Source organism: Massilia sp. 01N417, from assembly GCF_056399645.1.
On sequence record NZ_JBFTRS010000009.1, the window covers coordinates 57,469 to 78,344 of the forward strand.

At 66.2% G+C, this 20,876-nt stretch carries 20 protein-coding genes; 16 read left to right on the plus strand and 4 right to left on the minus strand.

Annotation, left to right across the window (positions count from 1 at the left end; genetic code table 11):
* The first annotated feature begins 33 nt into the window (after positions 1–33).
* From hisG to AC1DOQ_RS11900, 15 genes are all read left to right on the plus strand, one after another.
* Positions 34–708, plus strand: coding sequence for an ATP phosphoribosyltransferase (hisG, locus tag AC1DOQ_RS11830; protein WP_477363741.1), 675 nt, complete (start codon positions 34–36; stop codon positions 706–708).
* Position 709: 1 nt separating this feature from the next.
* Entirely contained in the window at positions 710–2,038 is a 1,329-nt protein-coding gene (gene hisD, locus AC1DOQ_RS11835; protein WP_477363744.1) for a histidinol dehydrogenase, read from the plus strand.
* Entirely contained in the window at positions 2,035–2,889 is an 855-nt protein-coding gene (locus tag AC1DOQ_RS11840; protein WP_477363747.1) for a DNA-methyltransferase, read from the plus strand. The genes hisD and AC1DOQ_RS11840 overlap by 4 nt, the downstream gene beginning before the upstream one ends.
* Positions 2,886–3,989 carry a histidinol-phosphate transaminase gene (gene hisC, locus AC1DOQ_RS11845; protein WP_477363750.1) on the plus strand — a complete coding sequence of 368 codons (1,104 nt, stop codon included), beginning with the start codon at positions 2,886–2,888 and terminating at the stop codon, positions 3,987–3,989. Before AC1DOQ_RS11840 ends, hisC begins: the two co-directional genes overlap by 4 nt.
* On the plus strand, positions 3,989–4,579 hold the full coding sequence (gene hisB, locus AC1DOQ_RS11850; protein WP_258846939.1) for an imidazoleglycerol-phosphate dehydratase HisB: 591 nt from the start codon (positions 3,989–3,991) through the stop codon (positions 4,577–4,579). The genes hisC and hisB overlap by 1 nt, the downstream gene beginning before the upstream one ends.
* A gap of 10 nt (positions 4,580–4,589) precedes the next feature.
* Positions 4,590–5,231 carry an imidazole glycerol phosphate synthase subunit HisH gene (gene hisH / locus AC1DOQ_RS11855; RefSeq protein ID WP_477363753.1) on the plus strand — a complete coding sequence of 214 codons (642 nt, stop codon included), beginning with the start codon at positions 4,590–4,592 and terminating at the stop codon, positions 5,229–5,231.
* Between the two features lie 40 nt (positions 5,232–5,271).
* Positions 5,272–6,048, plus strand: a complete 777-nt coding sequence (hisA, locus tag AC1DOQ_RS11860) for a 1-(5-phosphoribosyl)-5-[(5-phosphoribosylamino)methylideneamino]imidazole-4-carboxamide isomerase (RefSeq protein ID WP_477363756.1) — start codon at positions 5,272–5,274, stop codon at positions 6,046–6,048.
* A 64-nt stretch (positions 6,049–6,112) separates the two neighbouring features.
* A complete protein-coding gene (hisF, locus tag AC1DOQ_RS11865; protein ID WP_441935263.1) occupies positions 6,113–6,874 on the plus strand; it encodes an imidazole glycerol phosphate synthase subunit HisF in 762 nt (253 codons plus the stop codon).
* A gap of 15 nt (positions 6,875–6,889) precedes the next feature.
* Positions 6,890–7,324, plus strand: a complete 435-nt coding sequence (gene hisI / locus AC1DOQ_RS11870; RefSeq protein ID WP_477363759.1) for a phosphoribosyl-AMP cyclohydrolase — start codon at positions 6,890–6,892, stop codon at positions 7,322–7,324.
* Entirely contained in the window at positions 7,321–7,659 is a 339-nt protein-coding gene (locus tag AC1DOQ_RS11875) for a phosphoribosyl-ATP diphosphatase (RefSeq protein WP_477363762.1), read from the plus strand. Before hisI ends, AC1DOQ_RS11875 begins: the two co-directional genes overlap by 4 nt.
* A 65-nt stretch (positions 7,660–7,724) precedes the next feature.
* Positions 7,725–8,099, plus strand: a complete 375-nt coding sequence (locus tag AC1DOQ_RS11880; protein ID WP_477363765.1) for a histidine triad nucleotide-binding protein — start codon at positions 7,725–7,727, stop codon at positions 8,097–8,099.
* A 114-nt stretch (positions 8,100–8,213) separates the two neighbouring features.
* Positions 8,214–8,456, plus strand: a complete 243-nt coding sequence (gene tatA, locus AC1DOQ_RS11885; protein ID WP_477363768.1) for a Sec-independent protein translocase subunit TatA — start codon at positions 8,214–8,216, stop codon at positions 8,454–8,456.
* A gap of 9 nt (positions 8,457–8,465) precedes the next feature.
* On the plus strand, positions 8,466–8,975 hold the full coding sequence (tatB, locus tag AC1DOQ_RS11890) for a Sec-independent protein translocase protein TatB (protein ID WP_441935268.1): 510 nt from the start codon (positions 8,466–8,468) through the stop codon (positions 8,973–8,975).
* Positions 8,976–9,728 carry a twin-arginine translocase subunit TatC gene (gene tatC, locus AC1DOQ_RS11895; protein ID WP_477363770.1) on the plus strand — a complete coding sequence of 251 codons (753 nt, stop codon included), beginning with the start codon at positions 8,976–8,978 and terminating at the stop codon, positions 9,726–9,728.
* Between the two features lie 154 nt (positions 9,729–9,882).
* Positions 9,883–10,953 (plus strand): fumarylacetoacetate hydrolase family protein, encoded by a 1,071-nt coding sequence (locus tag AC1DOQ_RS11900; RefSeq protein WP_477363773.1) that lies wholly within the window; start codon positions 9,883–9,885, stop codon positions 10,951–10,953.
* Positions 10,954–10,963: 10 nt separating this feature from the next.
* Here AC1DOQ_RS11900 and AC1DOQ_RS11905 read toward each other — a convergent pair whose 3' ends face one another.
* From AC1DOQ_RS11905 to AC1DOQ_RS11920, 4 genes are all read right to left on the minus strand, one after another.
* Entirely contained in the window at positions 10,964–11,155 is a 192-nt protein-coding gene (locus tag AC1DOQ_RS11905; protein WP_477363776.1) for a hypothetical protein, read from the minus strand.
* A gap of 260 nt (positions 11,156–11,415) precedes the next feature.
* Positions 11,416–13,359, minus strand: coding sequence for a DUF885 domain-containing protein (locus AC1DOQ_RS11910; protein ID WP_477363779.1), 1,944 nt, complete (start codon positions 13,357–13,359; stop codon positions 11,416–11,418).
* Between the two features lie 53 nt (positions 13,360–13,412).
* Positions 13,413–17,564 carry a DEAD/DEAH box helicase gene (locus tag AC1DOQ_RS11915; protein ID WP_477363782.1) on the minus strand — a complete coding sequence of 1,384 codons (4,152 nt, stop codon included), beginning with the start codon at positions 17,562–17,564 and terminating at the stop codon, positions 13,413–13,415.
* Positions 17,561–19,501: a dipeptidyl-peptidase 5 gene (locus tag AC1DOQ_RS11920; RefSeq protein WP_477363785.1), complete on the minus strand. Its 1,941-nt coding sequence runs from the start codon at positions 19,499–19,501 to the stop codon at positions 17,561–17,563. The genes AC1DOQ_RS11915 and AC1DOQ_RS11920 overlap by 4 nt, the downstream gene beginning before the upstream one ends.
* Before the next feature lie 135 nt (positions 19,502–19,636).
* Here AC1DOQ_RS11920 and hemE point away from each other — a divergent pair, with 135 nt between their 5' ends.
* Positions 19,637–20,719 carry a uroporphyrinogen decarboxylase gene (gene hemE, locus AC1DOQ_RS11925; protein ID WP_477363788.1) on the plus strand — a complete coding sequence of 361 codons (1,083 nt, stop codon included), beginning with the start codon at positions 19,637–19,639 and terminating at the stop codon, positions 20,717–20,719.
* Positions 20,720–20,876: the final 157 nt, after the last annotated feature.

The window sequence follows — 20,876 nt, forward strand, 5'->3', positions numbered from 1 at the left end:
GGCGGGAACGACGGGCATCGGCTAACACTTAATATGACCAAATCACCCCAGGACGGCTCCCAGCTGATCCTCGCCCTCTCCAAGGGCCGCATCTTCGAAGACACGCTGCCGCTGCTGGCCGCGGCCGGCATCGAGGTGCTGGAAAATCCGGAAACCTCGCGCAAGCTGATCCTGGCGACCAACGATCCTGGCGTGCGCGTGCTGATCGTGCGTGCCACCGACGTGCCGACCTATGTCCAGTACGGCGCCGCCGACTTCGGCGTGGCCGGCAAGGACGTGCTGCTCGAGCATGGCGGCGAAGGCCTGTACCAGCCGGTCGACCTGCGCATCGCCTGCTGCCGCATGTCGGTGGCGGTGAACGCCGGCTTCGACTACGAGACCGCGGTGCGCCAGGGCGCGCGCCTGCGCGTGGCCACCAAGTTCGTGGAAACCGCGCGCGAGCACTTCGCCAAGAAGGGCGTGCACGTCGACCTGATCAAGCTGTACGGCTCGATGGAACTGGCGCCGCTGGTCGGTCTGTCGGATGCCATCGTCGACGTGGTCTCGACCGGCGGCACCCTGCGCGCCAACAACCTGGTCGAAGTCGAGAAGATCATGGAGATCTCTTCGCGCCTGGTGGTCAACCAGGCCGCGCTCAAGCTCAAGCGCGAGCGCCTGCAACCCATCATCGAGGCCTTCGAACGCGCCTCCAAGCAGCAAGGTCAATAACATGGATGTCCGCAAGCTCGATTCCACCGCCCCCGATTTCAAGCAGCAGCTGACCAAGCTGCTGGCCTTCGAAGCCGAGACCGACGACGCGATCGAATCCGCCGTCGCCAAGATCCTCGCCGACGTCAAGGCGCGCGGCGATGCGGCCGTGCTGGAGTACACCAACAAATTCGACCGCATCCCCGGCGGCGGTGCTACCGGCATGGCCGCCTTCGACCTGACGCAGCAGGAACTGCAGGAAGCGCTGGCCTCGCTGCCGGAGGCCCAGCGCGCCGCGCTGCAGACCGCCGCCGACCGCATCCGCGTCTTCCACGAGCGCCAGAAGCAGGAACTGAACGGTTTTACCTACACCGAACCTGACGGCACCGTGCTGGGCCAGCGCGTGACGCCGCTGGACCGCGTCGGCATCTACGTCCCGGGCGGCAAGGCCGCGTATCCCTCGTCGGTGCTGATGAATGCGATCCCGGCCCAGGTCGCGGGCGTGAAAGAGATCGTGATGGTGGTGCCGACGCCGGACGGCATCAAGAACCGCATGGTGCTGGCCGCCGCCGCGATCGCCGGGGTGACCCGCGTGATCACCATCGGCGGCGCCCAAGCCGTCGGCGCCCTGGCCTACGGCACCGAAACGATTCCCGCGGTCGACAAGATCGTCGGTCCGGGCAATGCCTACGTGGCCGCCGCCAAGCGCCGCGTGTTCGGCACGGTCGGCATCGACATGATCGCCGGCCCGTCCGAAATCCTGGTGCTGTGCGACGGCACCACCGATCCGGACTGGGTCGCCATGGACCTGTTTTCCCAGGCCGAGCACGACGAGCTGGCCCAGGCCATCCTGCTGTGCCCGGACGCCGACTACATCGCCCGGGTCGAAGCCAGCATCCACAAGCTGCTGCCGACCATGCCGCGCAAGGAGACGATCACGACGTCGCTGACGGACCGCGGCGCCCTGATCAAGGTACGCGACATGATCGAGGCCTGCGCGATCGCCAACGACATCGCCGCCGAGCACCTGGAAATCTCGGCCGCCGAGCCGCAGCAATGGGCGGACCGGATCCGCCATGCGGGCGCGATGTTCCTGGGCCGCTTCTCGTCGGAGTCGCTGGGCGACTACTGCTGCGGCCCGAACCACGTGCTGCCGACCTCGCGCACGGCGCGCTTCTCGTCGCCGCTGGGCGTGTACGACTTCCAGAAGCGCTCGTCGGTGCTGTTCGTGTCCGAAGCCGGCGCCCAGACCCTGGGCAAGGTCGCGGCCGAGCTGGCCTACGGCGAAGGCCTGCAGGCGCATGCCCGCAGCGCAGAGCTAAGGATCAAGCGGGACGGCGAGCCGACATGACGGATTGGGTCGACCGGGTCTTCTGCGAGGATGCGCTGGCCGGCATGGCGCGCATCCCCGACGGGTCCATCGACCTGATCCTGACCGATCCGCCGTACAACCTCGGCAAGGACTACGGCAACGCCTCCGACCAGCAGAGCGTCGACGACTACCTGGCCTGGACCGAGCGCTGGATCGACATCGCGCTGCCCAAGCTGAAACCCAACGGCAGCCTGTACATCTTCCTTACCTGGCGCTTTGCGCCGGAAATCTTCGTCATGCTGAAGAAGCGCCTGACGATGATGAACGAGATCATCTGGGACCGCCGCGTCCCCTCGATGGGCGGCAGCACCCGCAGCTTCAGCTCGGTGCACGACACCATCGGCTTCTTCGTGAAGCGCAAGGACTATTATTTCGACCTGGACGCCGTCCGCATCCCCTACGACGCCGAGACCAAGAAGGCGCGCTCGCGCTCGATCTTCGTGGGCGCCAAGTGGCTCGAGGTCGGCTACAACCCGAAGGACCTGTGGAGCGTGTCGCGCCTGCACCGCGAACATGCGGAGCGGGTCGACCATCCTACCCAGAAGCCGCTCGAGATCATCGAACGCATGCTCAAGGCTTCCTGTCCGCCGGGCGGCGTGGTGCTCGACCCCTTCATGGGCAGCGGGACCACGGCACTGGCGGCGCGCCGGCTGGGACGGCATTTCGTCGGGTTCGAGCTGAACCAGGCTTATTGCGAGATCATCCAGCAGAGGCTGGCGATGCCGGAGGTGCCGGCCAAGAAAAAGACGGCAGGCGGCCGGAAGAAAGACAAAGCCGTTGTAGCCGCTAACGATATTTCCGAAATTATCATTGAAGGAAGCACACCATGACCGACATCGACACCCTCATCGCCAACACGATCCGCGAAGACGTCCGTGCCGGCCATAGCTACAACGTGCCGGACGCCAGCGGCTACATCAAGCTCGACGCCATGGAAAACCCCTACGAGCTGCCGGAAAACCTGCGCCGGGAACTGGCCGCGCGCCTGGCCGACGCCGTGCTGAACCGCTATCCGGTGGCCTCGTACAGCACCCTCAAGCAGAAGATCCGCGACAAGCTGGGCGTCCCGGCCGGCTACGACGTCATCCTCGGCAACGGTTCCGACGAGATCATCAGCATCATCGCCATGGCCACCGCGCGCCAGAATCTGGACGGTGAAACGCGGCGGGCGGTGCTGATGGCCCCGGTCCCGGCCTTCGTGATGTTCCAGCGCTCGGCCCAGTTTGCCGGCATGGATTACGTCGGCGTGCCCCTGAAAGCCGACTTCTCGCTCGACCGCGAGGCGATGCTGGCGGCCATCGAAGAGCACAAGCCGTCGGTCGTGTTCCTGGCCTACCCGAACAACCCGACCGGCAACCTCTACGATGAAGACGACATGGTCGCCATCATCGAGGCGCTGGGCGATACCGGCATCGCCGTGGTCGACGAAGCCTACCAGCCCTTCGCCCGCACCAGCTTCATGGGCCGCCTGCCGCAATACCCGAACCTGATGGTGATGCGCACGCTGTCCAAGCTGGGCCTGGCCGGCATCCGTCTCGGCTACCTGGCTGCCGCGCCCGCGCTGCTGGCGCAGTTCGACAAGGTACGCCCGCCGTACAACATCAACGTGCTGACCCAGGTCGCGGCCGAGTTCGCGCTCGACCATATCGACGTGCTGAACGGGCAGGCCGCGCGCCTGAACGAGGCGCGCGGCGAGCTGGCGGCGGCCCTGGCTGCGCTGCCGGGCGTGACGGTATTCCCGTCGAGCGCGAATTTCATTACCTTGCGTGTACCGGACGCCGACCGTACCTGCGCTAAACTGTTCGATGAACGGGTATTGATCAAGAATTTGAGTAAAATGCACGAATTGCTGGCCAACTGCATCCGCGTGACGGTCAGCACCCCGGAAGAGAATTCCGTATTCCTGAATGCCCTGAAGGCTTCCCTGTAATGACCCGCACCGCAGAAATCACCCGCAACACCAGCGAGACGCAGATCCGCGTCGCGCTCAATCTCGACGGCACCGGCCGCCAGAAACTCAACACCGGCGTGCCTTTCCTCGACCATATGCTGGACCAGATCGCCCGCCATGGCCTGATCGACCTCGAGGTCGAGGCCGTCGGCGACCTGCACATCGACGACCACCATACCGTCGAGGACACCGGGATCACCCTGGGCATGGCGGTTGCCAAGGCGATCGGCGACAAGAAAGGCATCCGCCGCTACGGCCACGCCTACGTCCCGCTGGACGAGGCGCTGTCGCGCGTGGTGATCGACTTTTCCGGCCGCCCGGGCCTGGAATGGCATGTGCCCTTCACCCGCGCCACCATCGGCAAGTTCGACGTCGACCTGACGATCGAGTTCTTCCGCGGCTTCGTGAACCACGCCGGCGTGACCCTGCACGTGGATAACCTGCGCGGCGTGAACGCCCACCACCAGTGCGAGACCGTGTTCAAGGCCTTCGGCCGCGCGCTGCGCATGGCGTCCGAGCTGGACGAGCGCGCGCTGGGCACGATTCCGTCGACCAAGGGCAGCCTGTAAGCGATCGATCATGGCAAACAAGATTGTTGTGATTGATGGCCTGGGCAACCTGCGTTCGGTGGCGCAGGCGCTGCGCGCCGCCGCGCCCGAGGCGGACGTGATCGTGTCCAGCGACGCCGCCGTGATCGACGCCGCCGACCGCGTCGTGATGCCGGGGCAGGGCGCCATGCGCGACTGCATGCGCAGCCTGCGCGAATCGGGCGCCGAGGAAGCGGTGCTGCGCGCCATGAAGACGCGGCCGGTAATGGGCGTGTGCGTGGGCGAGCAGATGCTGTTCGACTCGAGCGAAGAAAACGAAGGTACGCCCGGCCTGGGCTTGTTCCCTGGCAAGGTCGTGCGTTTCCAGCTCGACGGCAAGCTGCAGGCCGACGGCTCGCGCTTCAAGGTGCCGCAGATGGGCTGGAACCGCCTGCGCCAGGTGCGCGCGCACCCGCTGTGGGAAGGTATCGACGACGGCGCCTATTTCTACTTCGTGCACAGCTATTACGCCCAGCCGGCCAATCCGGACGACACCATCGGCGAAGCCGATTACGGCGGTCCCTACTGCTGCGCGGTCGCGCGCGACAACATCGTCGCCACCCAGTTCCACCCCGAGAAGAGCGCGGCCGCCGGCCTGCGCCTGTATCGCAATTTCATCCACTGGAAACCTTGAACGTTCACGTTCTTCACCCGTCAACCAACCGATTACGACCATGCTGCTGATTCCCGCCATCGACCTGAAAGACGGTCACTGCGTTCGCCTGAAACAGGGCGATATGGACCTCGCCACCGTGTTCTCCGAAGATCCCGCCGAGATGGCGTTGCACTGGCTCAAGAAGGGGGCGCGCCGTCTGCACCTGGTCGACCTGAACGGCGCCTTCGCCGGCAAGCCGAAGAACGAGGACGCCATCAAATCGATCCTGCAGGTGGTGCAGGAATACGCTACCGAGAATGACCTGGACGAGATCCCGGTCCAGCTCGGCGGCGGCATCCGCGACCTCGACACCATCGAGCGCTACCTGGACGACGGCATCACCTACATCATCGTCGGCACCGCCGCGGTGAAGAACCCGGGCTTCCTGCACGACGCCTGCGGCGCCTTCCCGGGCTCGATCATCGTCGGCCTGGACGCCAAGGACGGCAAGGTCGCGACCGACGGCTGGAGCAAGATGTCGGGCCACGAAGTCATCGACCTGGCCAAGAAATTCGAAGGCTACGGTGTCGAATCGATCGTCTACACCGACATCGGCCGCGACGGCATGATGGGCGGCGTGAACATCGAAGCCACCGTGCGCCTGGCCCAGGCCGTCAAGATCCCGATCATCGCCTCCGGCGGCCTGCACAACCTGGCCGACGTCGAAGCGCTGTGCGCGGTACAGGCCGAAGGCATCGAAGGCGTGATCTGCGGCCGTTCGATTTACGAAGGCACGCTCGACCTGGCCAGCGCGCAGGAGCGTGCCGACGAATTGACGGAAGGGGCGCAGGCGTAACAGCCGCATCCTAAAACAACGTCGTTCCCGCGCAGGCGGGAACGACGAGTTAACTAGAAATCTTATGCTCGCAAAACGCATCATCCCCTGCCTGGACGTCACCGGTGGCCGCGTGGTCAAGGGCGTCAATTTCACCGAGCTGCGCGATGCCGGCGACCCGGTCGAGATCGCACGCCGCTACGATGGCCAGGGCGCCGACGAGATCACCTTCCTCGACATCACCGCCTCGAGCGACGGCCGCGACCTGATCCTGCCGATCATCGAAGCCGTGGCCTCGACCGTCTTCATCCCGCTGACGGTGGGTGGCGGCGTGCGCAAGGTCGAGGACGTGCGCCGCCTGCTGAACGCCGGCGCCGACAAGGTGTCGATGAACACCTCCGCGGTGACCAACCCGCAGCTGGTGTTCGAGGCCTCGCAGAAGCACGGCTCGCAGTGCATCGTGGTGGCGATCGACGCCAAGCAGGTCGCGCCCGGCAAGTGGGAAGTCTTCACCCACGGCGGCCGCAATCCGACCGGCCTCGACGCGGTGGAGTGGGCGCGCAAGATGGAAAGCCTGGGCGCCGGCGAACTGCTGCTGACCAGCATGGACCGCGACGGCACCAAGTCCGGCTTCGACCTCGGCCTGACGCGCGCCGTCTCGGATGCGGTCGGCATTTCCGTGATCGCCTCCGGCGGCGTGGGCGGCCTGCAGGACCTGGCGGACGGCATCCTGGAAGGCCACGCCGACGCGGTGCTGGCTGCGAGCATTTTCCACTACGGGCAGCACACGGTCGGCGAAGCCAAGCGCTTCATGCACGACCGCGGCATCCCGATGCGACTCGACTGAACTGGACAAGCACAGATGGTAACCCCGACGACGACCCCTTCGATTCCGGCCCAGCCCTGGCTGAAGAAGGTGCAATGGGACGAGCACGGCCTGGTGCCGGTGATCGCCCAGGAAGCCGCCACCGGCGACATCCTGATGTTCGCCTGGATGAACCGCGAAGCCCTGGCCAAGACCGTGGAGCTGGGCGAAGCGGTGTACTGGAGCCGCTCGCGCAAGAAGCTGTGGCACAAGGGCGAAGAGTCCGGCCACGTGCAGAAAGTGCTGGAGATCCGCCTCGACTGCGACGAGGACGTGGTGCTGCTGAAGGTCGAGCAGGCCGGCGGCATCGCCTGCCATACCGGCCGCCATTCCTGCTTCTTCCAGAAGTTCGAGGGCGGCGACTGGCATGACGCCGATCCGGTGCTGAAAGACCCGAACACCATCTACACCAACCCGAAGAAGAGCAAATGAGTACGATCCTCGACCGCCTTGCGGAAACGATCGAGACGCGCAAGCCGGAAAACGGCGGCGATCCCGACAAATCCTATGTGGCCCGCCTGTTCGCCAAGGGCGACGATGCGATCCTCAAGAAGATCGGCGAAGAAGCGACCGAGACCGTCATGGCGGCCAAGGACGTGCGCGCCGGCGCCGATGCCTCCAAGCTGCTGTACGAAGTGGCCGACCTGTGGTTCCATTCGGCTGTGCTGCTGGCGCGCTTCGGCCTGAGCCCGCAGCAGGTGCTGGACGAGCTGGCGCGCCGCGAAGGCCTGTCCGGCATCGAGGAAAAGGCCGCGCGCAAGGAATGAGCAGCACAGCGCGTCACGGCGCTGTCATCCTATCTGAATAGAATATCGTGCTGACTGGAGAGAACATGGATAACTGCATCTTCTGCAAGATCGCCGCAAAGCAGATCCCGGCTGGCGTGGTGTACGAGGACGACGAACTGCTCGCGTTCAAGGACATCAATCCGGCGGCACCGGTCCACCTGCTGGTGATTCCGAAGCAGCACGTGGACACCCTGTCCGACTGCACGGATGCGCATGCGGCGATCCTCGGCAAGATGCTGGCCCTGGCGCCGAAACTGGCCGCCGAGCATGGCATTTCCGTCAAGCAGGGCTTGGACGGCCAGCGCAGCGGCGGCTTCAAGACCCTGATCAACAGCGGTCCGGACGGTGGCCAGGAGGTGTACCACCTGCACCTGCACGTGTATGGCGGTCCTCGTCCGTGGCGCGGGCTCGGGACGTGATGCGGCGAACTTGACTAAAACTTCCGGCTGGAAAGAAACCATGCCGGGTAATCATCGCTTATACTGCGCGTACGCTACATGCGAATTCGGGCGTGCGCCCGCAAGGAGAAAACAATGGGTTCGTTTAGTATTTGGCACTGGCTGATCGTGCTGGTGGTGGTGGTCCTGGTGTTTGGTACCGGCAAGCTGAAGAACGCAGGTTCCGACCTCGGCAAGGCCGTGAAGGGCTTCAAGGACGGCGTGAAGGGCAGCGAAGACGAGCGCCAGGCAAATGTGCCGCCGGCGCCGGCCCAGCAGGTGGCCGACAAGTCGACCAACACGATCGACGTCGAAACGCGCGAAAAGAACCGCTCGTAATTCCTTTCCATGATCGATCTCGGGCTTTCCAAACTCGCCGTCATCGGCGTGGTCGCGCTGATCGTGATCGGCCCCGAGCGCCTGCCCAAGGTGGCGCGCATGGCCGGCACGCTGTACGGCCGCGCCCAGCGCTACCTGCACGAGGTGAAGTCGGAAGTCTCGCGCGAGATCGAAATGGAAGAGCTGCGCAACCTGCACAAGGAAGTGCAGGAAACCGCGCACAGCTTCAAGACCGAGGTCGAGAGTTTCGGTGCCGAGGTCGAGAACACGGTCTCGTCCCATCTCGGCGAGGTCGAATCCGCCTGGCGCGGCGATACCGCATCGTCCTCGAGCTCCCATGTCACGCCGGACGACATCGAGCGCAAGGCGCGCGAATTCCGCCGCAAGAAGCTGGTCAAGACTTCCAGCGTTCCCGCCTGGTACAAGAACCGCCACGGCGGCCGCCAGCACGTGCTGTCGGGTGCGGCGCGCGTGCGCAAGTTCCGCCCCGGAACCAAGTCCAACACTTCCTTTTTCTAGATGACTGACGAAGCTGCAGGCGAAACCTTTATTTCGCACCTGGTCGAACTGCGCGACCGCCTGGTCCGGGCCGTCATCGGGGTCGCCATCATCTGCATCGCCCTGCTGCTGTGGCCGGGGCCGGACCGCATCTACGATTTCCTGGCCGCGCCGATGCTGGCCTCGCTGCCGCCTGGCGCCAAGATGATCGCCACCGGCGTCAGCGCACCCTTCCTGGTGCCGATGAAGGTGACCCTGGTGCTGGCGCTGATCATTTCTCTGCCCTGGGTGTTCTACCAGGCCTGGGCCTTCATCGCGCCCGGCCTCTACGCCCACGAAAAGCGGCTGGTGCTGCCGCTGGTGATCTCGTCCTCGCTGCTGTTCATCGCCGGCGTCGCCTTCTGCTATTTCCTGGTGTTCGGACGGGTATTCCACTTCATCGCCAACTTCGCCCCGAGCTCGATCGCCGTCATGCCCGACATCGAGAACTACCTCGATTTCGTGATCTCGATGTGCCTGGCCTTCGGCGCCACCTTCGAGGTGCCGGTGGTGGTCGTGATCCTGGTGCGGATGGGCATCATCAGCGTCGAGAAGCTGAAGTCGATACGTCCCTACGTGATCGTCGGCGCCTTCGTGATCGCCGCCGTGGTCACGCCGCCGGACGCGGTCAGCCAGCTGGCCCTCGCCGTGCCGATGTGCCTGCTGTTCGAACTCGGCCTGCTGCTGGCGCCGGTGTTCGTGCGCGTGACGCGGGCGCCGGAAGAGCACGCCTGAGTCCCTGCCACCTTGCTGGTAAAAGCGGCGCCCGAGGGCGCCGTTTTGCGTTTCAGGACAAAAGTTTTGTAACAGCCGCTCGGTGGCGGAAAAATGCCCGCTAGAATGCTTTCAGATGAGTTTTGCCATAACGACAACCACAAGGAGACGTTGCATGGATTCAAACCGTCGCAAGCTGCTGACAGCCAGCGCATCCGCCGCCATGGGGGGCCTGCTGGCAGGCACCCAGCATCCCGCCCTCGCACAGACCCCTCCCGCAGTCGCCGTCCCGCCGCTGGCCGGCAAGATCGGCATGCGCCTCGCCACCTGCACCCTGACGCCGAACGGACCACCGACCGTGGTCGCGGTCCTCGACAACGACAGGCTGGTCGACCTGCAGGCCGAAGCCCGGCGGCAAAAGCGGGCGCTCGCTTTCGACGCCGGCTCGATGCTGGCGCTGATCAAGAGCGGCAATGCCGGCCTCGACCAGGTGCGCGCGGTGGTCGACAATGCGCTCGGCCGGCCGGCTTCGCTGCTGCCGGTCGAGAAGGCGCGCTTCATGTCGCCGATTCCGCGGCCCGAACGCAACATCTATTGCGTCGGCTGGAATTACCTCGACCACTTCGAGGAAGGCAAGCAGGCCCGCTTCGACAAATCGACCGAAAAACTGCCCGAGCATCCGGTGTTCTTCACCAAGGGCACGCACACGATGAATGGCCCCTTCGATCCGATCCCGCACGACCCGGCGTATTCGAATACCACCGACTGGGAAGCGGAGCTGGCCGTCATCATCGGCCAGACCGGCCGCAACATCCCCGAAGAGCGGGCCATGGATTACGTGTTCGGCTATGCGCCCTACAACGACACCACGGTGCGCGAGGCGCAGCAGAAGCTGCACGGCGGCCAGTGGTTCAAGGGCAAGAGCCTGGACGGCCATGGGCCGATGGGACCCTGGATCGTCACCGCGGCCGGCGTCCGGCTCGACGACCTGCGCGTGATCTGCCGGGTGAACGGCGTCGAGAAGCAGAACGCCAGCTACAAGCAGATGTACTTCAAGATCCCGCGCATCATCGCCGAGCTGTCGCGCGGCCTGACGCTGGAGGCGGGCGACATCATCGCCACCGGCACGCCCTCGGGCGTCGGCTTTGCGCGCAAACCGCCCGAGTTCCTGAAGCATGGCGATGTGATCGAGACCGAGATCACCGGCCTCGGCGTGATGCGGAACATGATCCGCGCCGAGACCTGAACCTCGGGCATCAGGCCCGGCGCCCGGGCCTCGCTGCGCACATGACGGCGAGCGCCTCGGCGGACGGCGCCGCCGCCTCGCGCACCATCGGCGCCCGCGTGCCGGCCTCGGCGTCCGCCATGCTGTCGATCGTAAAGGTACCGAAGCCGACGGCGGCGAGAGCGACGACGAAGATGGCTTCCATGTGCTTGTGGATGTTCATGATGTTCCCCTTGAGTGCTTGGTTTCGGAAAAGTGGGGAGCGATTGTTCGTCCCACGATCTCCATTCAGCACAAGGCGTGCCACCCCCTCAAACGGGCATGAAGGCCTGCGCCGGCCCGTTTCAGGCCCTGTAGAGTCGGGCCGGGAACAACAGCTTGGCCAAACGGTGTCGGCTTCCGGCCAACACCGTCCGGCAGGGCCAAGCCCAGGCAAAAAAAAGCCCCGCCGGGGAGGGCGGGGCCTGAACCATGGGTCGTGGCTTACTGCATCAGCTGGCCGATGATCTTGACCGGCGCATTGCCGTAGCCGAGGAACTGGTCGTGGAAGGCCTTCAGGTTGAAGCGCTCGCCCAGCTGCTGCTTGCGGCGCTCGCGCAGTTCCATGATGTCGCTGTAGCCGCTGAAGTAGCTGGTCAGCTGTACCGAGGACAGCTGGACGCGGCGCCACTTCTCGGCCGCTTCCTGCGGGGTCTGGAAGGCCTGGCGCACCAGCAGGTCCATGGCCTGGTCGCGCGTCATGCCCAGCACGTGCACGCTGTAGTCGAGGATGGTGTTCGACACGCTGCGCAGGTTCCACTTGCACCACATCAGCCACAGTTCCGGCGCATTGTTGCCATAGCCGGATTCGAGCATCATGCGCTCGCCGTACACGGCCCAGCCTTCGACCATCGCGCCGTTGCCGAACAGGGCCTTCACCAGCGAGGGCGAGCGGTTGGCGTTCATCAGCTGGGTGTAGTGGCCGGGGATCGCCTCATGGATGTTCAGGATCTGCAGCATCCAGTTGTTGTACTCGCGCAGGCTGCTCTCGGCCTGTTCCGGCGTGAGGCCGTCCAGCGGCGTGACGTTGTAATAGGTCTTGTCCTTCGGCCGGTACGGTCCCGGCGCGTCGATGCTGGCGCCGGCCACGCCGCGCTGGTACAGCGGAGTCTCGCGCACCACCAGCGGTTTGCTCGGGTCGATCGAGACCAGGTTGTTCTTGATGACGTAGTCCTGCAGCTGCGGGATCTGGCGCCGGATCTCGGGCAGGAAGTCGGCGGCGGCGACGTGCTGCAGCGAGAGCTTGTCGATCACCATGCCGATCTTCCTGAAGCGGTCGTCCGGTTTGGCGGCGCCGCCCATGGTCTTGTCCCACAGCTGGTCGGCCAGGCCGTCCATGCGGGTCAGCAGTTCCTCGCGCGCGGCCAGGGCCTTGCGGTAGGTCTGCTCGGCCGTGCTGGCGGACTCGATCTCGAAGCCGAACTTCTGCTCGTACAGCTCCTTGCCGAGCCGGAACGAGCGGGCGTGCCGCATCTGTTCCTGCGATTTATCGAGGTCGCTCAGGAAGTCGACCCAGGCCAGCACCGCGCTGCCGGCGTTCGCCACGCGCTGCGCGAAGATCACCTTTTCCTGCGGCGTCAGCTGGACCGAATCCTGGGCCGCCTTGCCGAGGTCGGCCAGCACCACCAGCGTGCCCGGTGCCTGCGAAATCGCCAGCTGGGTGTGTTCGCGGGTCGGGTTCACGATCGATGCTTGCGCCGCCTGGTAGTAGGCCGGCACGTCGGCCAGGCGCTTGAGGATGGTGCGCAGGCGCTGCGGCTTGGCGGCGTACTCGGTGTTCATGATCAGGTCGAGCGGCTGGGCCACGTTGTACTGGGCCGGGTTCCACTCGAAGTCGCGCAGCACGGTCAGTTTCCAGCGGTCGTACTGCAGCTTGTTGATCAGGACTGCAAGATCGGTGCGCTGGTTGGGCGAGAGCTTGTCGGCATTCAGCTTGCGGAACTTCTCGAGCCACTCGTCGATGAAGGCCAGCTGCTTGGCGCGGGTCGGCGCGTCCGGGATGGTCAGCTTGGCGGCGGCGTCGAACTTGCCGACGTAGATGCCGCCTTCCGGATCGATGCGCCACAGCGCGGTCAGGAACTGCATCGACTGCGAGTCCATGTAGCGGTCGTTGCGGTTCTGCGAAGTTGGCGCGGCAACCGGTGCGGCCGCCACCGCGGCGACCGGAGCGGCAGCGGCCACGGCCTTGCCTTTACCCTTGGCGGATTTGCTATCCGCTTTGGCCGAAGACTTGCCGGCGGCTTTGGCTTTCGACGACGGCTTGGCCTTGGCGCTGCTGGTGTGCTTCGGCTTTGCCGCCTTGCCGGTGCGCGCGCCGGCCGGCGCCAGCACGAAGCTGGTGAGCAGGACAGCAAGAGCAAGTTTCGGCGCGAGTTTCGTTTTGATCATGGGCGCCAAGATTAGCACCATTCCCGGCCTTTGCGGAAACTTGAAACAAAACGTCACGTAAGCGGCGGCGCCGCCCGCCCGCCCGCCAGGCCGGCCTGCAGCATGGCCAGCATGTCGCCAGGTGACATGCGCGCCGAGACGTCGCTGCCTTCCAGCAGGCTGTCGGCCAGGTCGCGCTTGTGGCGGTGCAGGTCGACGATGCCTTCCTCGATCGTGTGCCGCGCCACCAGGCGGTAAATCGTCACCGGCCGCTGCTGGCCCATGCGGTGGGCGCGGTCCGAGGCCTGGTCTTCGACCGCCGGGTTCCACCACGGGTCCATATGGATCACGTAATCGGCGGCGGTGAGATTGATGCCGACCCCGCCGGCCTTCAGCGAGATCAGGAACAGGTCGCCGTCGCCGGCCTGGAAGGCGTCCACGCGGCGTTTGCGCTCCTGCATGGACGTGGCGCCGTCCAGGTACTGGTAGCGGATGCCGCGCTCGTCCAGGTGCTTGCGCAACAGGGTCAGGTGATCCACGAACTGGCTGAACACCAGGGCCTTGTGGCGGTTCTCCAGCAGCTCGTCCACCAGGCGCGCGAACGCGTCCAGCTTGCTGCTGCGGATGCCGCTGTCGGGCGCCACCAGCACTGGATTGCAGACGGCGCGGCGCAGCTTCATCATCTCGGCCAGGATCTGGATCTGCTTCTGGGCCTGCGGCGCTTCCAGGGTGGCGATCCGTTCCAGCGCGTCGCGGCGCAGCGATTCGTAGAGCGCCATCTCTTCCTGGCTCAGCTCCACTGGCAGTACGATCTCGGTGCGCGGCGGCAGCTCGGACAGCACCTGGGCCTTGGTCCTGCGCAGGATGAAGGGTTGCGTGAGGCGGCGCAGGCGGGTGCGCGCGGCCAGCTCGGCGCGTTTATCGGTCGCCTTTTCGATCGGGCCCGCGAAGCGCAGGTTGAACTGGTCGCTGGTGCCGAGCAGGCCGGGGTTGATGAACCTGAACAGGTTCCACAACTCGCCCAGGTGGTTTTCCAGCGGCGTGCCGGTGGCGGCCATGCGGAAATCGCCGCGCAGCGACATCACCGCCTGCGAGCGGCGCGTGTGGGCGTTCTTGATCGCCTGCGCCTCGTCCAGCACGATGGTGTGCCAGCGCACGTCCTTGAACAGCTCCGCTTCCAGCTGCAGCAGGCCGTAGCTGGCGACGATCACGTCGAAGGGCCCGGCTTCCTTTAGCATCGCCTCGCGCTTGCCGGCGCCGAACAGCTTCATGTTCAAGGTCGGTGCGAAGCGTTCCGCCTCCGCCATCCAGTTGGTGGCCACCGAGGTCGGCGCCACCACCAGGGTCGGGCCGCCGGGGGCGCGCGACAGGATCAGGGCCAGCGCCTGCAGGGTTTTACCAAGGCCCATGTCGTCGGCCAGGCAGGCGCCCACGCCCCAGTGGGCCAGGCGGGACAGCCATTCGAAGCCCTCGACCTGATAGTCGCGCAGCTCGGCCTGCAGGGTGGTCGGCAGCTGCGGCCGGTAGTCGGCATTCGCCGCCATGTGCTGCAGGTGCTTGCGCCAGGCGGCATCGGCGTCGACTTCGCCGGCCTCCAGTGCCATCTCTTCCAGCGCGAAGCTGGCCAGCGGATGGAAGCGCAGTGCCTCGTCGTCCGCATCGGTGTAGGCCGACAGATCGGTGAGCCTGCGGTGCAGCTCGTCGGTGAGGGCCAGGAACTGGTTGTCGCCCAGGGCCACGAAGCGGTCTTCGCGCAGGCGGCCGAGCAGCTCGCGCAAGTCCATCACCTTGTTCTCGTCGATCTTGACGTCGCCGTTGGCGGCGAACCAGTCCTTGTCGCGCCGGATGTTCAGGCGCACCGACTTCGACGATACCTTCTTGGTGATGCGGAAGGATTCTCCCTCCGGCCAGGCGACCACCACCCGCGACGGGTCGAGCTCCTGCAGTTCGGTGATCAGTTCCAGGCAGTGGAAGGGTTGACCGAGCAGCCATTCGCCGTGTTCGTGCTCGGCGTTTTCCAGCGCCTTGCAATCGGCCAGCAGCTGGCGTTCGGCCTCGCGCTCGGCGTTCAGGTCGCGCCGCGCCTCGACGCGCACGCCGGCCACGTCCGCGATGATGCTCTCGGCCCCGCCGCCGGGTTCCAGGAAGGGGCCGGCGTCCGGCAGCGGGCGCACCAGCACGCGCACGCGCAAGCCCTGCTGGTAGGGCAGCAGGTGAATATGCAGGCGCATGTCGGCGTCCACCTGTTCGATGTCGGCCGGGCTGCCGCCGATGTCCGACTGCACCGTCACGATCGAGGAGATCGCGCTGATCGCCTGCAGCACGCGCTTTTCCGCTTCCAATGGTACTTCCAGGCCTTCGCCGACGATGGCGCCGATGCGCTTGTGCTCTTCCTTGATGCGGACGATGCGCAGGCGGGTCGGCGTCTCCCTGGTCACCACGACCTCGCCCTGCTGCTCGCGCATCGGCGGGTTCAGCGAGATCGTGACCTTGCCGCCGCCGGCGCGCACCATCAGCTGGGGCTCGCCGGGCAGCAGTTCGATGCGGGTGCCGGGCGAATCCATCCAGAACAGCAGCGGATGGCCGGCCAGCAGCGCCACCGCCTTGTCGAGGTCGAATTCGTAGCGCATGCCGGTGCCGCTGTAGTAGCGGTAGGCGCCGATGGTGCCGGCCACCTGTACGTCCTGGGCCGTCAGGAAGTCGAGCTCCGCCGCATCCTCGGCCAGGCGTTTCAAGGCCAGCGGCCGCCCGCGGGTCCAGCCGCCCTGCACGTCGCGCTTCTGCTCGCGCGGCTCCAGCGCGCGCACGCCCAGGTGCTCGTCCCAGCCCACCAGCCAGGCCAGGCGCGATTCCTTCACCACCTCGACGTTGACGGCCGGCTGCAGGTTGATCAGGGCGTTGAGCTGGCGCTCCCAGGCCTGCTCGCGTTCGAACCACAGCGCCATGTCGGTGAAGCGGTGGCGCTGGCGCAGTTCGATCGCGCGCCGGTCGACGCCTACCATGCCGAGCTGGCCCAGCACGGAACCGATCTGCGCGGCGATGAAGTCGAAGCCGGCCGCTTCCGCCGTCTCCATCTGCTGTTCCAGGAAAGCCTTGCGCTCGGCCAGCTGCGGCATGCCGAGCCACCAGTGCAGCAGGGCGCGGAACATCACCGGCTGCAGCGAGGTCTCCCAGTTGCGCGAGGGCAGGACTTCGGCGTCGACGGTGCCGCCGCGGATCTGGCGCAGCATCGACAGTTGCTGGTAGACGGCGGTGTCGTGGCTCTGCACGGCGCGGGTGGCCGATTCCAGGTAGGTATCGAGCGCCTTGGCGTGCTTCGGGTCGCTGCTCTTCAAGAGGGCGGTGATGTAGAGGTGGCCGCCGATGCCTTCGAAGATGGCTTTTCTCTTGCCGGTTTCCTTGCGCAGGGCCTTTAAAGCCTTGTCGAAGCCGGCCAGGGCTTCTTCGGGATCGCCGCGCAGCAGCTGGATGACGCTGCGGTAGTACAGGGTCGCGGATTCGTCCAGGTCGTGCAGCAGGTCGCCGGCGGCGTCCAGGCGGCCGCACAGGATCAGGTGCTCGGCCAGGGCGGTGCGCAGGGCGATCGAGGCACCGCCCTGGGCCACGTGTTCCTCGGCGTAGGCGCGTATCGGCGGCGCGCTGGCCGGCTCGCGCTGGACGTGGTTGACCAGCACCGCCAGCACCTCGTCGCGCACCGCGCCGTTGATGCGCTCGATGAGTTCCGGCTCGAAGGGACGGGCGCAGATGTCGACCAGCGGATGCAGGTAGGCCGCCTCGTGGCAGCGCAGGCAGGCCGCCAGCAGCGGTGCGATGGTCTTCGGGCCTTCTCCGGCCAGCAGGGCCATGCGCAGCAGGGCCACACCCTGGCGGTAGCTGCGCAGCATGGGCGTGCCCTGCCAATCGAGCCGCAGCGGCGTCACTAGGTGGTAGACCTCGCGCAGCTCGTTCAGGCGGCGTCCACGCAGGGCCCAGGCCATCGCCGGCCAGGCCAGGTCCGGTGCGACCACGTAGCCGCGCGAGGGCAGCTCGCCGATCAGGCCGTCCGCGCGCAGCGCTTCCAGATCATCGGCGAGGTCGTCCTCGACCGCGCTTTCGCCCAGCGGCAGCAAATGCTCGTGGATGCGCCGCCGGCCCATCGGCTCGCCGGCCAGGGCCAGCAGGGCCAGGATCAGCTTGCGCTTTTCAATGCACGCTTCGAAGATCGCGCCGAGAACCTCCACACTCATGCAGTCAGGTTCTCGATATCGACGCCAGGCAGGTCGGCAGGGACGGGAATGCCGAACACGCGCAGGTAAAAATACAGCTCCGCTTCCAGCGTGCGCACGATGCTGTCCGCCTTGCGGAAACCGTGGCCTTCGCCTTCCAGGGTCAGATAGGCGACCGGCACGCCGCGTGCGCGCAGGGCCTCGACCATCACCTCGGATTGCGGCGGCGGCACCACCTTGTCGTCCAGGCCCTGGAAGAAGATCATCGGGCGGCGCAGTTTATCGGTGTGGTTGATCGGCGAGCGTTCCGCATACACGGCGTCGGCTTCAGCCTTCGGCGCGATCAGGTATTCGTTGTAGTGCGACTCGAACTTGTGCGAGTCGGCGTCCAGGCCCTTCAGGTCGGACACGCCGTAATAGCTGGCGCCGGCCTTGAACACGTCGTGGAAGGCGAGGGCGCACAGGGTGGTCAGGCCGCCGGCGCTGCCGCCGCGGATCAGCAGGCGCTCGCGGTCGACCAGGCCTTGGTCCGCGAGATAGCGCGCGCCGGCCACGCAATCCTCGACGTCGACCACGCCCCACTGTTCCTTCAGCAGGTCGCGGTAGGCGCGGCCGAAGCCGGTGCTGCCGCCGTAGTTCACGTCCAGCACGGCGATGCCGCGGCTGGTCCAGAACTGGGTCGCCAGTTTCAGGGTGCTGCTGGCCATGCCGGTCGGGCCGCCATGGCCGATCACCATCAGCGGCGGCAGCTCGCCCGGCAGCGCTTCGAAGCCGGCATTCGTCGGCGGATAGTAGAAGGCATGCGAAGTGCGGCCTTTGGCGCTGGGATAGCTGATCGTCTGCGGCACGGACAGATAGCCGACTTCGGGCAGCTGCTCGATCGAGCGCGCCAGTACCTCACGATGGCCAGCAGCCAGGTCGATGCGCACCACCTCCGCCGCCACGGTCGGCGCGCCGCCCAGCAGGGCGACAGTATCGCCGCTCACGCGCAGTTCGCGGATCTCCTGGTAGGGCGTGTCGATGGGCGTCAGTTGTCCGCTGCGGGCGTCCAGGCGCGCCAGCTTGCTGACGCCGCCCTCGATATAGGCGCAGACGATCTCGTCGTCCGAACGGAAGCCGTACATCGACTGGCCGAAGACCCAGTGCGGCAGGCCGAACTCGGCCTCGCGCGGGCAGATCGGGTACACCACGCCGTGGTCGTAGCGGTGCAGGTTCCACCAGCCGCTGCGGTCGGAGACGAAATGCAGGATGCCGCCCGGCGACCATTCCGGCTGCACGATGGCTTCCTCGTCGCCGCCGGCGATCAGGCGGCCGTTGGCCAGGGTGCCGTCCGCGGCGATGTCGGCCAGCCAGAGTTCCGTACCCTCCCAGGGCATGCGCGGGTGGTTCCAGCACAGCCAGGCGATCTGCTTGCCGTCCGGCGAGATGCGCGGGGACGAGTAAAAATCGTAGCCGTCGTCGAGCACCAGCTGGGTGCCGTCGGCGCCGAGGGCGCACAGGGTATTGACCGGATACGTCTCGCCGGCCGAGTGGTCTTCGCGCACGCCGACCAGGCGCTTGTGAATGCGGTCCAGCACGAAGTCGGCCCAGCGCAGGGCGCCGCCCTCGCTGACCGGTACCGGTTCGCTCCCGCCGAGATCAATCCGGTAAAGACGGTTGTCGGCGAAATTCGAGAACCACACGCGCTCGTCCGCGACCAGCACCGCACCGCCGCCGTATTCGTGCACGCGGGTACGCACATTGAAGGGCGCGGGCGTGAGTTCGTCGACGCGGCCGTCGCGCTGGCGCAGCAGGGTGGTGCGGCCGCCTTCGCTGGCGCGGCCGGCCAGCCAGTAGAGGTCGGCGCCGTCGAGCAGCACGCCGGACAGCGGGGTCGAGCCGGCGGCCACGACGGCGGCGGTAATGGGGGAGGCCCAGGCGCCGCAGGGGGCAGCCTGTTTGCGGGAGGATTCGGGCATGGTCGGTCCTGGCAAAGGTAGGCGTCCATTATAAGTGCGCACCGGCCTGTCACGAAGGATGCGTACGGATGGGTCGGGGGATGCGATAATAGAAGTTTGCCCGCGCGCCGGGCGCCTTCATTCAGGTTGCCAGCCATGCCACAATTCGCCCCGCTTCAGAACGACACCTTCCTGCGTGCGCTGCTGCGCCAGCCGACCGACTACACCCCGGTATGGCTGATGCGCCAGGCGGGGCGCTACCTGCCGGAATACCGCGCCACCCGCGCGCGCGCCGGCTCCTTCCTGGGCCTGGCCAAGAATCCGGATTTCGCCACCGAAGTGACCCTGCAGCCGATCGACCGCTATCCGCTGGATGCCTCGATCCTGTTCTCGGACATCCTGACGGTGCCGGACGCGATGGGCCTGGGCCTGTACTTCGAAGACGGCGAAGGCCCGAAGTTCGAACGCACCGTGCGCACCGAGGAAGACGTCGCCAGATTGCAGGTGCCGGACATGGCATCGCTGCAATACGTATTCGACGCCGTGACCCAGATCCGCACCGCCCTGAACGGCCGCGTGCCGCTGATCGGCTTTTCCGGCAGCCCGTGGACCCTGGCCTGCTACATGGTCGAAGGCGGCGGTTCGCGCGAATTCCACACGATCAAGAAGATGCTGTATGCGCGTCCGGACCTGATGCATCGCATCCTGGACGTGACCGCCCAGGCCGTCACGCAGTACCTGAACGCCCAGATCGACGCCGGCGCCCAGGCCGTGATGATCTTCGATTCCTGGGGCGGCGCGCTGGCCGACGGCGCCTACCAGGCCTTCTCGCTGGACTATATGCGCCGCATCGTCGCCGGCCTGCAGCGCGAGAAGGATGGCGTCCGGATTCCGGCAATCGTCTTCACCAAGGGCGGCGGCCTGTGGCTGGACGAGATGGCGGACATCGGCGCCGACGCGCTCGGCCTGGACTGGACCGTGAACCTGGGCCGCGCCCGCGCCCTGGTCGGCGACCGCGTGGCCCTGCAGGGCAACCTGGACCCCGCCGTGCTGATGGCTGGCCCGGAGCAGGTCCGTGCCGAAGTCGAGAAGGCGCTGGGCAGCTACGGCACGCCGTCGACCGGCCATGGCCACGTATTCAACCTCGGCCACGGTATCTCGCAGTTCACGCCGCCGGAGTCGGTGACGGCGATGGTCGAGGCGGTACATGAATTCAGCCGCCGCCAGCGCCAGGCCTGAGCGCTGACAAAGCCCTATGGCTGCGTTGCATCGTCTCGCCGTACTAGCGCTGACAAAGCCCGATGGCTGCGCCGCTGCCTGCGGCGCATCATAATCACACTTATTCACAAATTCTTGAACTCTCCCATTCCGGGCTGTGGAAATGTACAGTACTGGA

What these genes read in the sequence shown, in the direction of transcription:
- hisD (WP_477363744.1), top strand. Translation starts at nt 710, where the DNA reads ATGGATGTCCGCAAGCTCGATTCCACCGCCCCCGATTTCAAGCAGCAG.
- AC1DOQ_RS11875 (WP_477363762.1), top strand. Translation starts at nt 7,321, where the DNA reads ATGAGTACGATCCTCGACCGCCTTGCGGAAACGATCGAGACGCGCAAG.
- hisF (WP_441935263.1), top strand. Translation starts at nt 6,113, where the DNA reads ATGCTCGCAAAACGCATCATCCCCTGCCTGGACGTCACCGGTGGCCGC.
- hisB (WP_258846939.1), top strand. Translation starts at nt 3,989, where the DNA reads ATGACCCGCACCGCAGAAATCACCCGCAACACCAGCGAGACGCAGATC.
- hisC (WP_477363750.1), top strand. Translation starts at nt 2,886, where the DNA reads ATGACCGACATCGACACCCTCATCGCCAACACGATCCGCGAAGACGTC.
- AC1DOQ_RS11905 (WP_477363776.1), bottom strand. Translation starts at nt 11,155, where the DNA reads ATGAACATCCACAAGCACATGGAAGCCATCTTCGTCGTCGCTCTCGCC.
- AC1DOQ_RS11840 (WP_477363747.1), top strand. Translation starts at nt 2,035, where the DNA reads ATGACGGATTGGGTCGACCGGGTCTTCTGCGAGGATGCGCTGGCCGGC.
- hisI (WP_477363759.1), top strand. Translation starts at nt 6,890, where the DNA reads ATGGTAACCCCGACGACGACCCCTTCGATTCCGGCCCAGCCCTGGCTG.
- AC1DOQ_RS11880 (WP_477363765.1), top strand. Translation starts at nt 7,725, where the DNA reads ATGGATAACTGCATCTTCTGCAAGATCGCCGCAAAGCAGATCCCGGCT.
- hisH (WP_477363753.1), top strand. Translation starts at nt 4,590, where the DNA reads ATGGCAAACAAGATTGTTGTGATTGATGGCCTGGGCAACCTGCGTTCG.
- tatC (WP_477363770.1), top strand. Translation starts at nt 8,976, where the DNA reads ATGACTGACGAAGCTGCAGGCGAAACCTTTATTTCGCACCTGGTCGAA.
- AC1DOQ_RS11910 (WP_477363779.1), bottom strand. Translation starts at nt 13,359, where the DNA reads ATGATCAAAACGAAACTCGCGCCGAAACTTGCTCTTGCTGTCCTGCTC.
- tatA (WP_477363768.1), top strand. Translation starts at nt 8,214, where the DNA reads ATGGGTTCGTTTAGTATTTGGCACTGGCTGATCGTGCTGGTGGTGGTG.
- hisG (WP_477363741.1), top strand. Translation starts at nt 34, where the DNA reads ATGACCAAATCACCCCAGGACGGCTCCCAGCTGATCCTCGCCCTCTCC.
- hisA (WP_477363756.1), top strand. Translation starts at nt 5,272, where the DNA reads ATGCTGCTGATTCCCGCCATCGACCTGAAAGACGGTCACTGCGTTCGC.
- hemE (WP_477363788.1), top strand. Translation starts at nt 19,637, where the DNA reads ATGCCACAATTCGCCCCGCTTCAGAACGACACCTTCCTGCGTGCGCTG.
- AC1DOQ_RS11915 (WP_477363782.1), bottom strand. Translation starts at nt 17,564, where the DNA reads ATGAGTGTGGAGGTTCTCGGCGCGATCTTCGAAGCGTGCATTGAAAAG.
- AC1DOQ_RS11920 (WP_477363785.1), bottom strand. Translation starts at nt 19,501, where the DNA reads ATGCCCGAATCCTCCCGCAAACAGGCTGCCCCCTGCGGCGCCTGGGCC.
- AC1DOQ_RS11900 (WP_477363773.1), top strand. Translation starts at nt 9,883, where the DNA reads ATGGATTCAAACCGTCGCAAGCTGCTGACAGCCAGCGCATCCGCCGCC.
- tatB (WP_441935268.1), top strand. Translation starts at nt 8,466, where the DNA reads ATGATCGATCTCGGGCTTTCCAAACTCGCCGTCATCGGCGTGGTCGCG.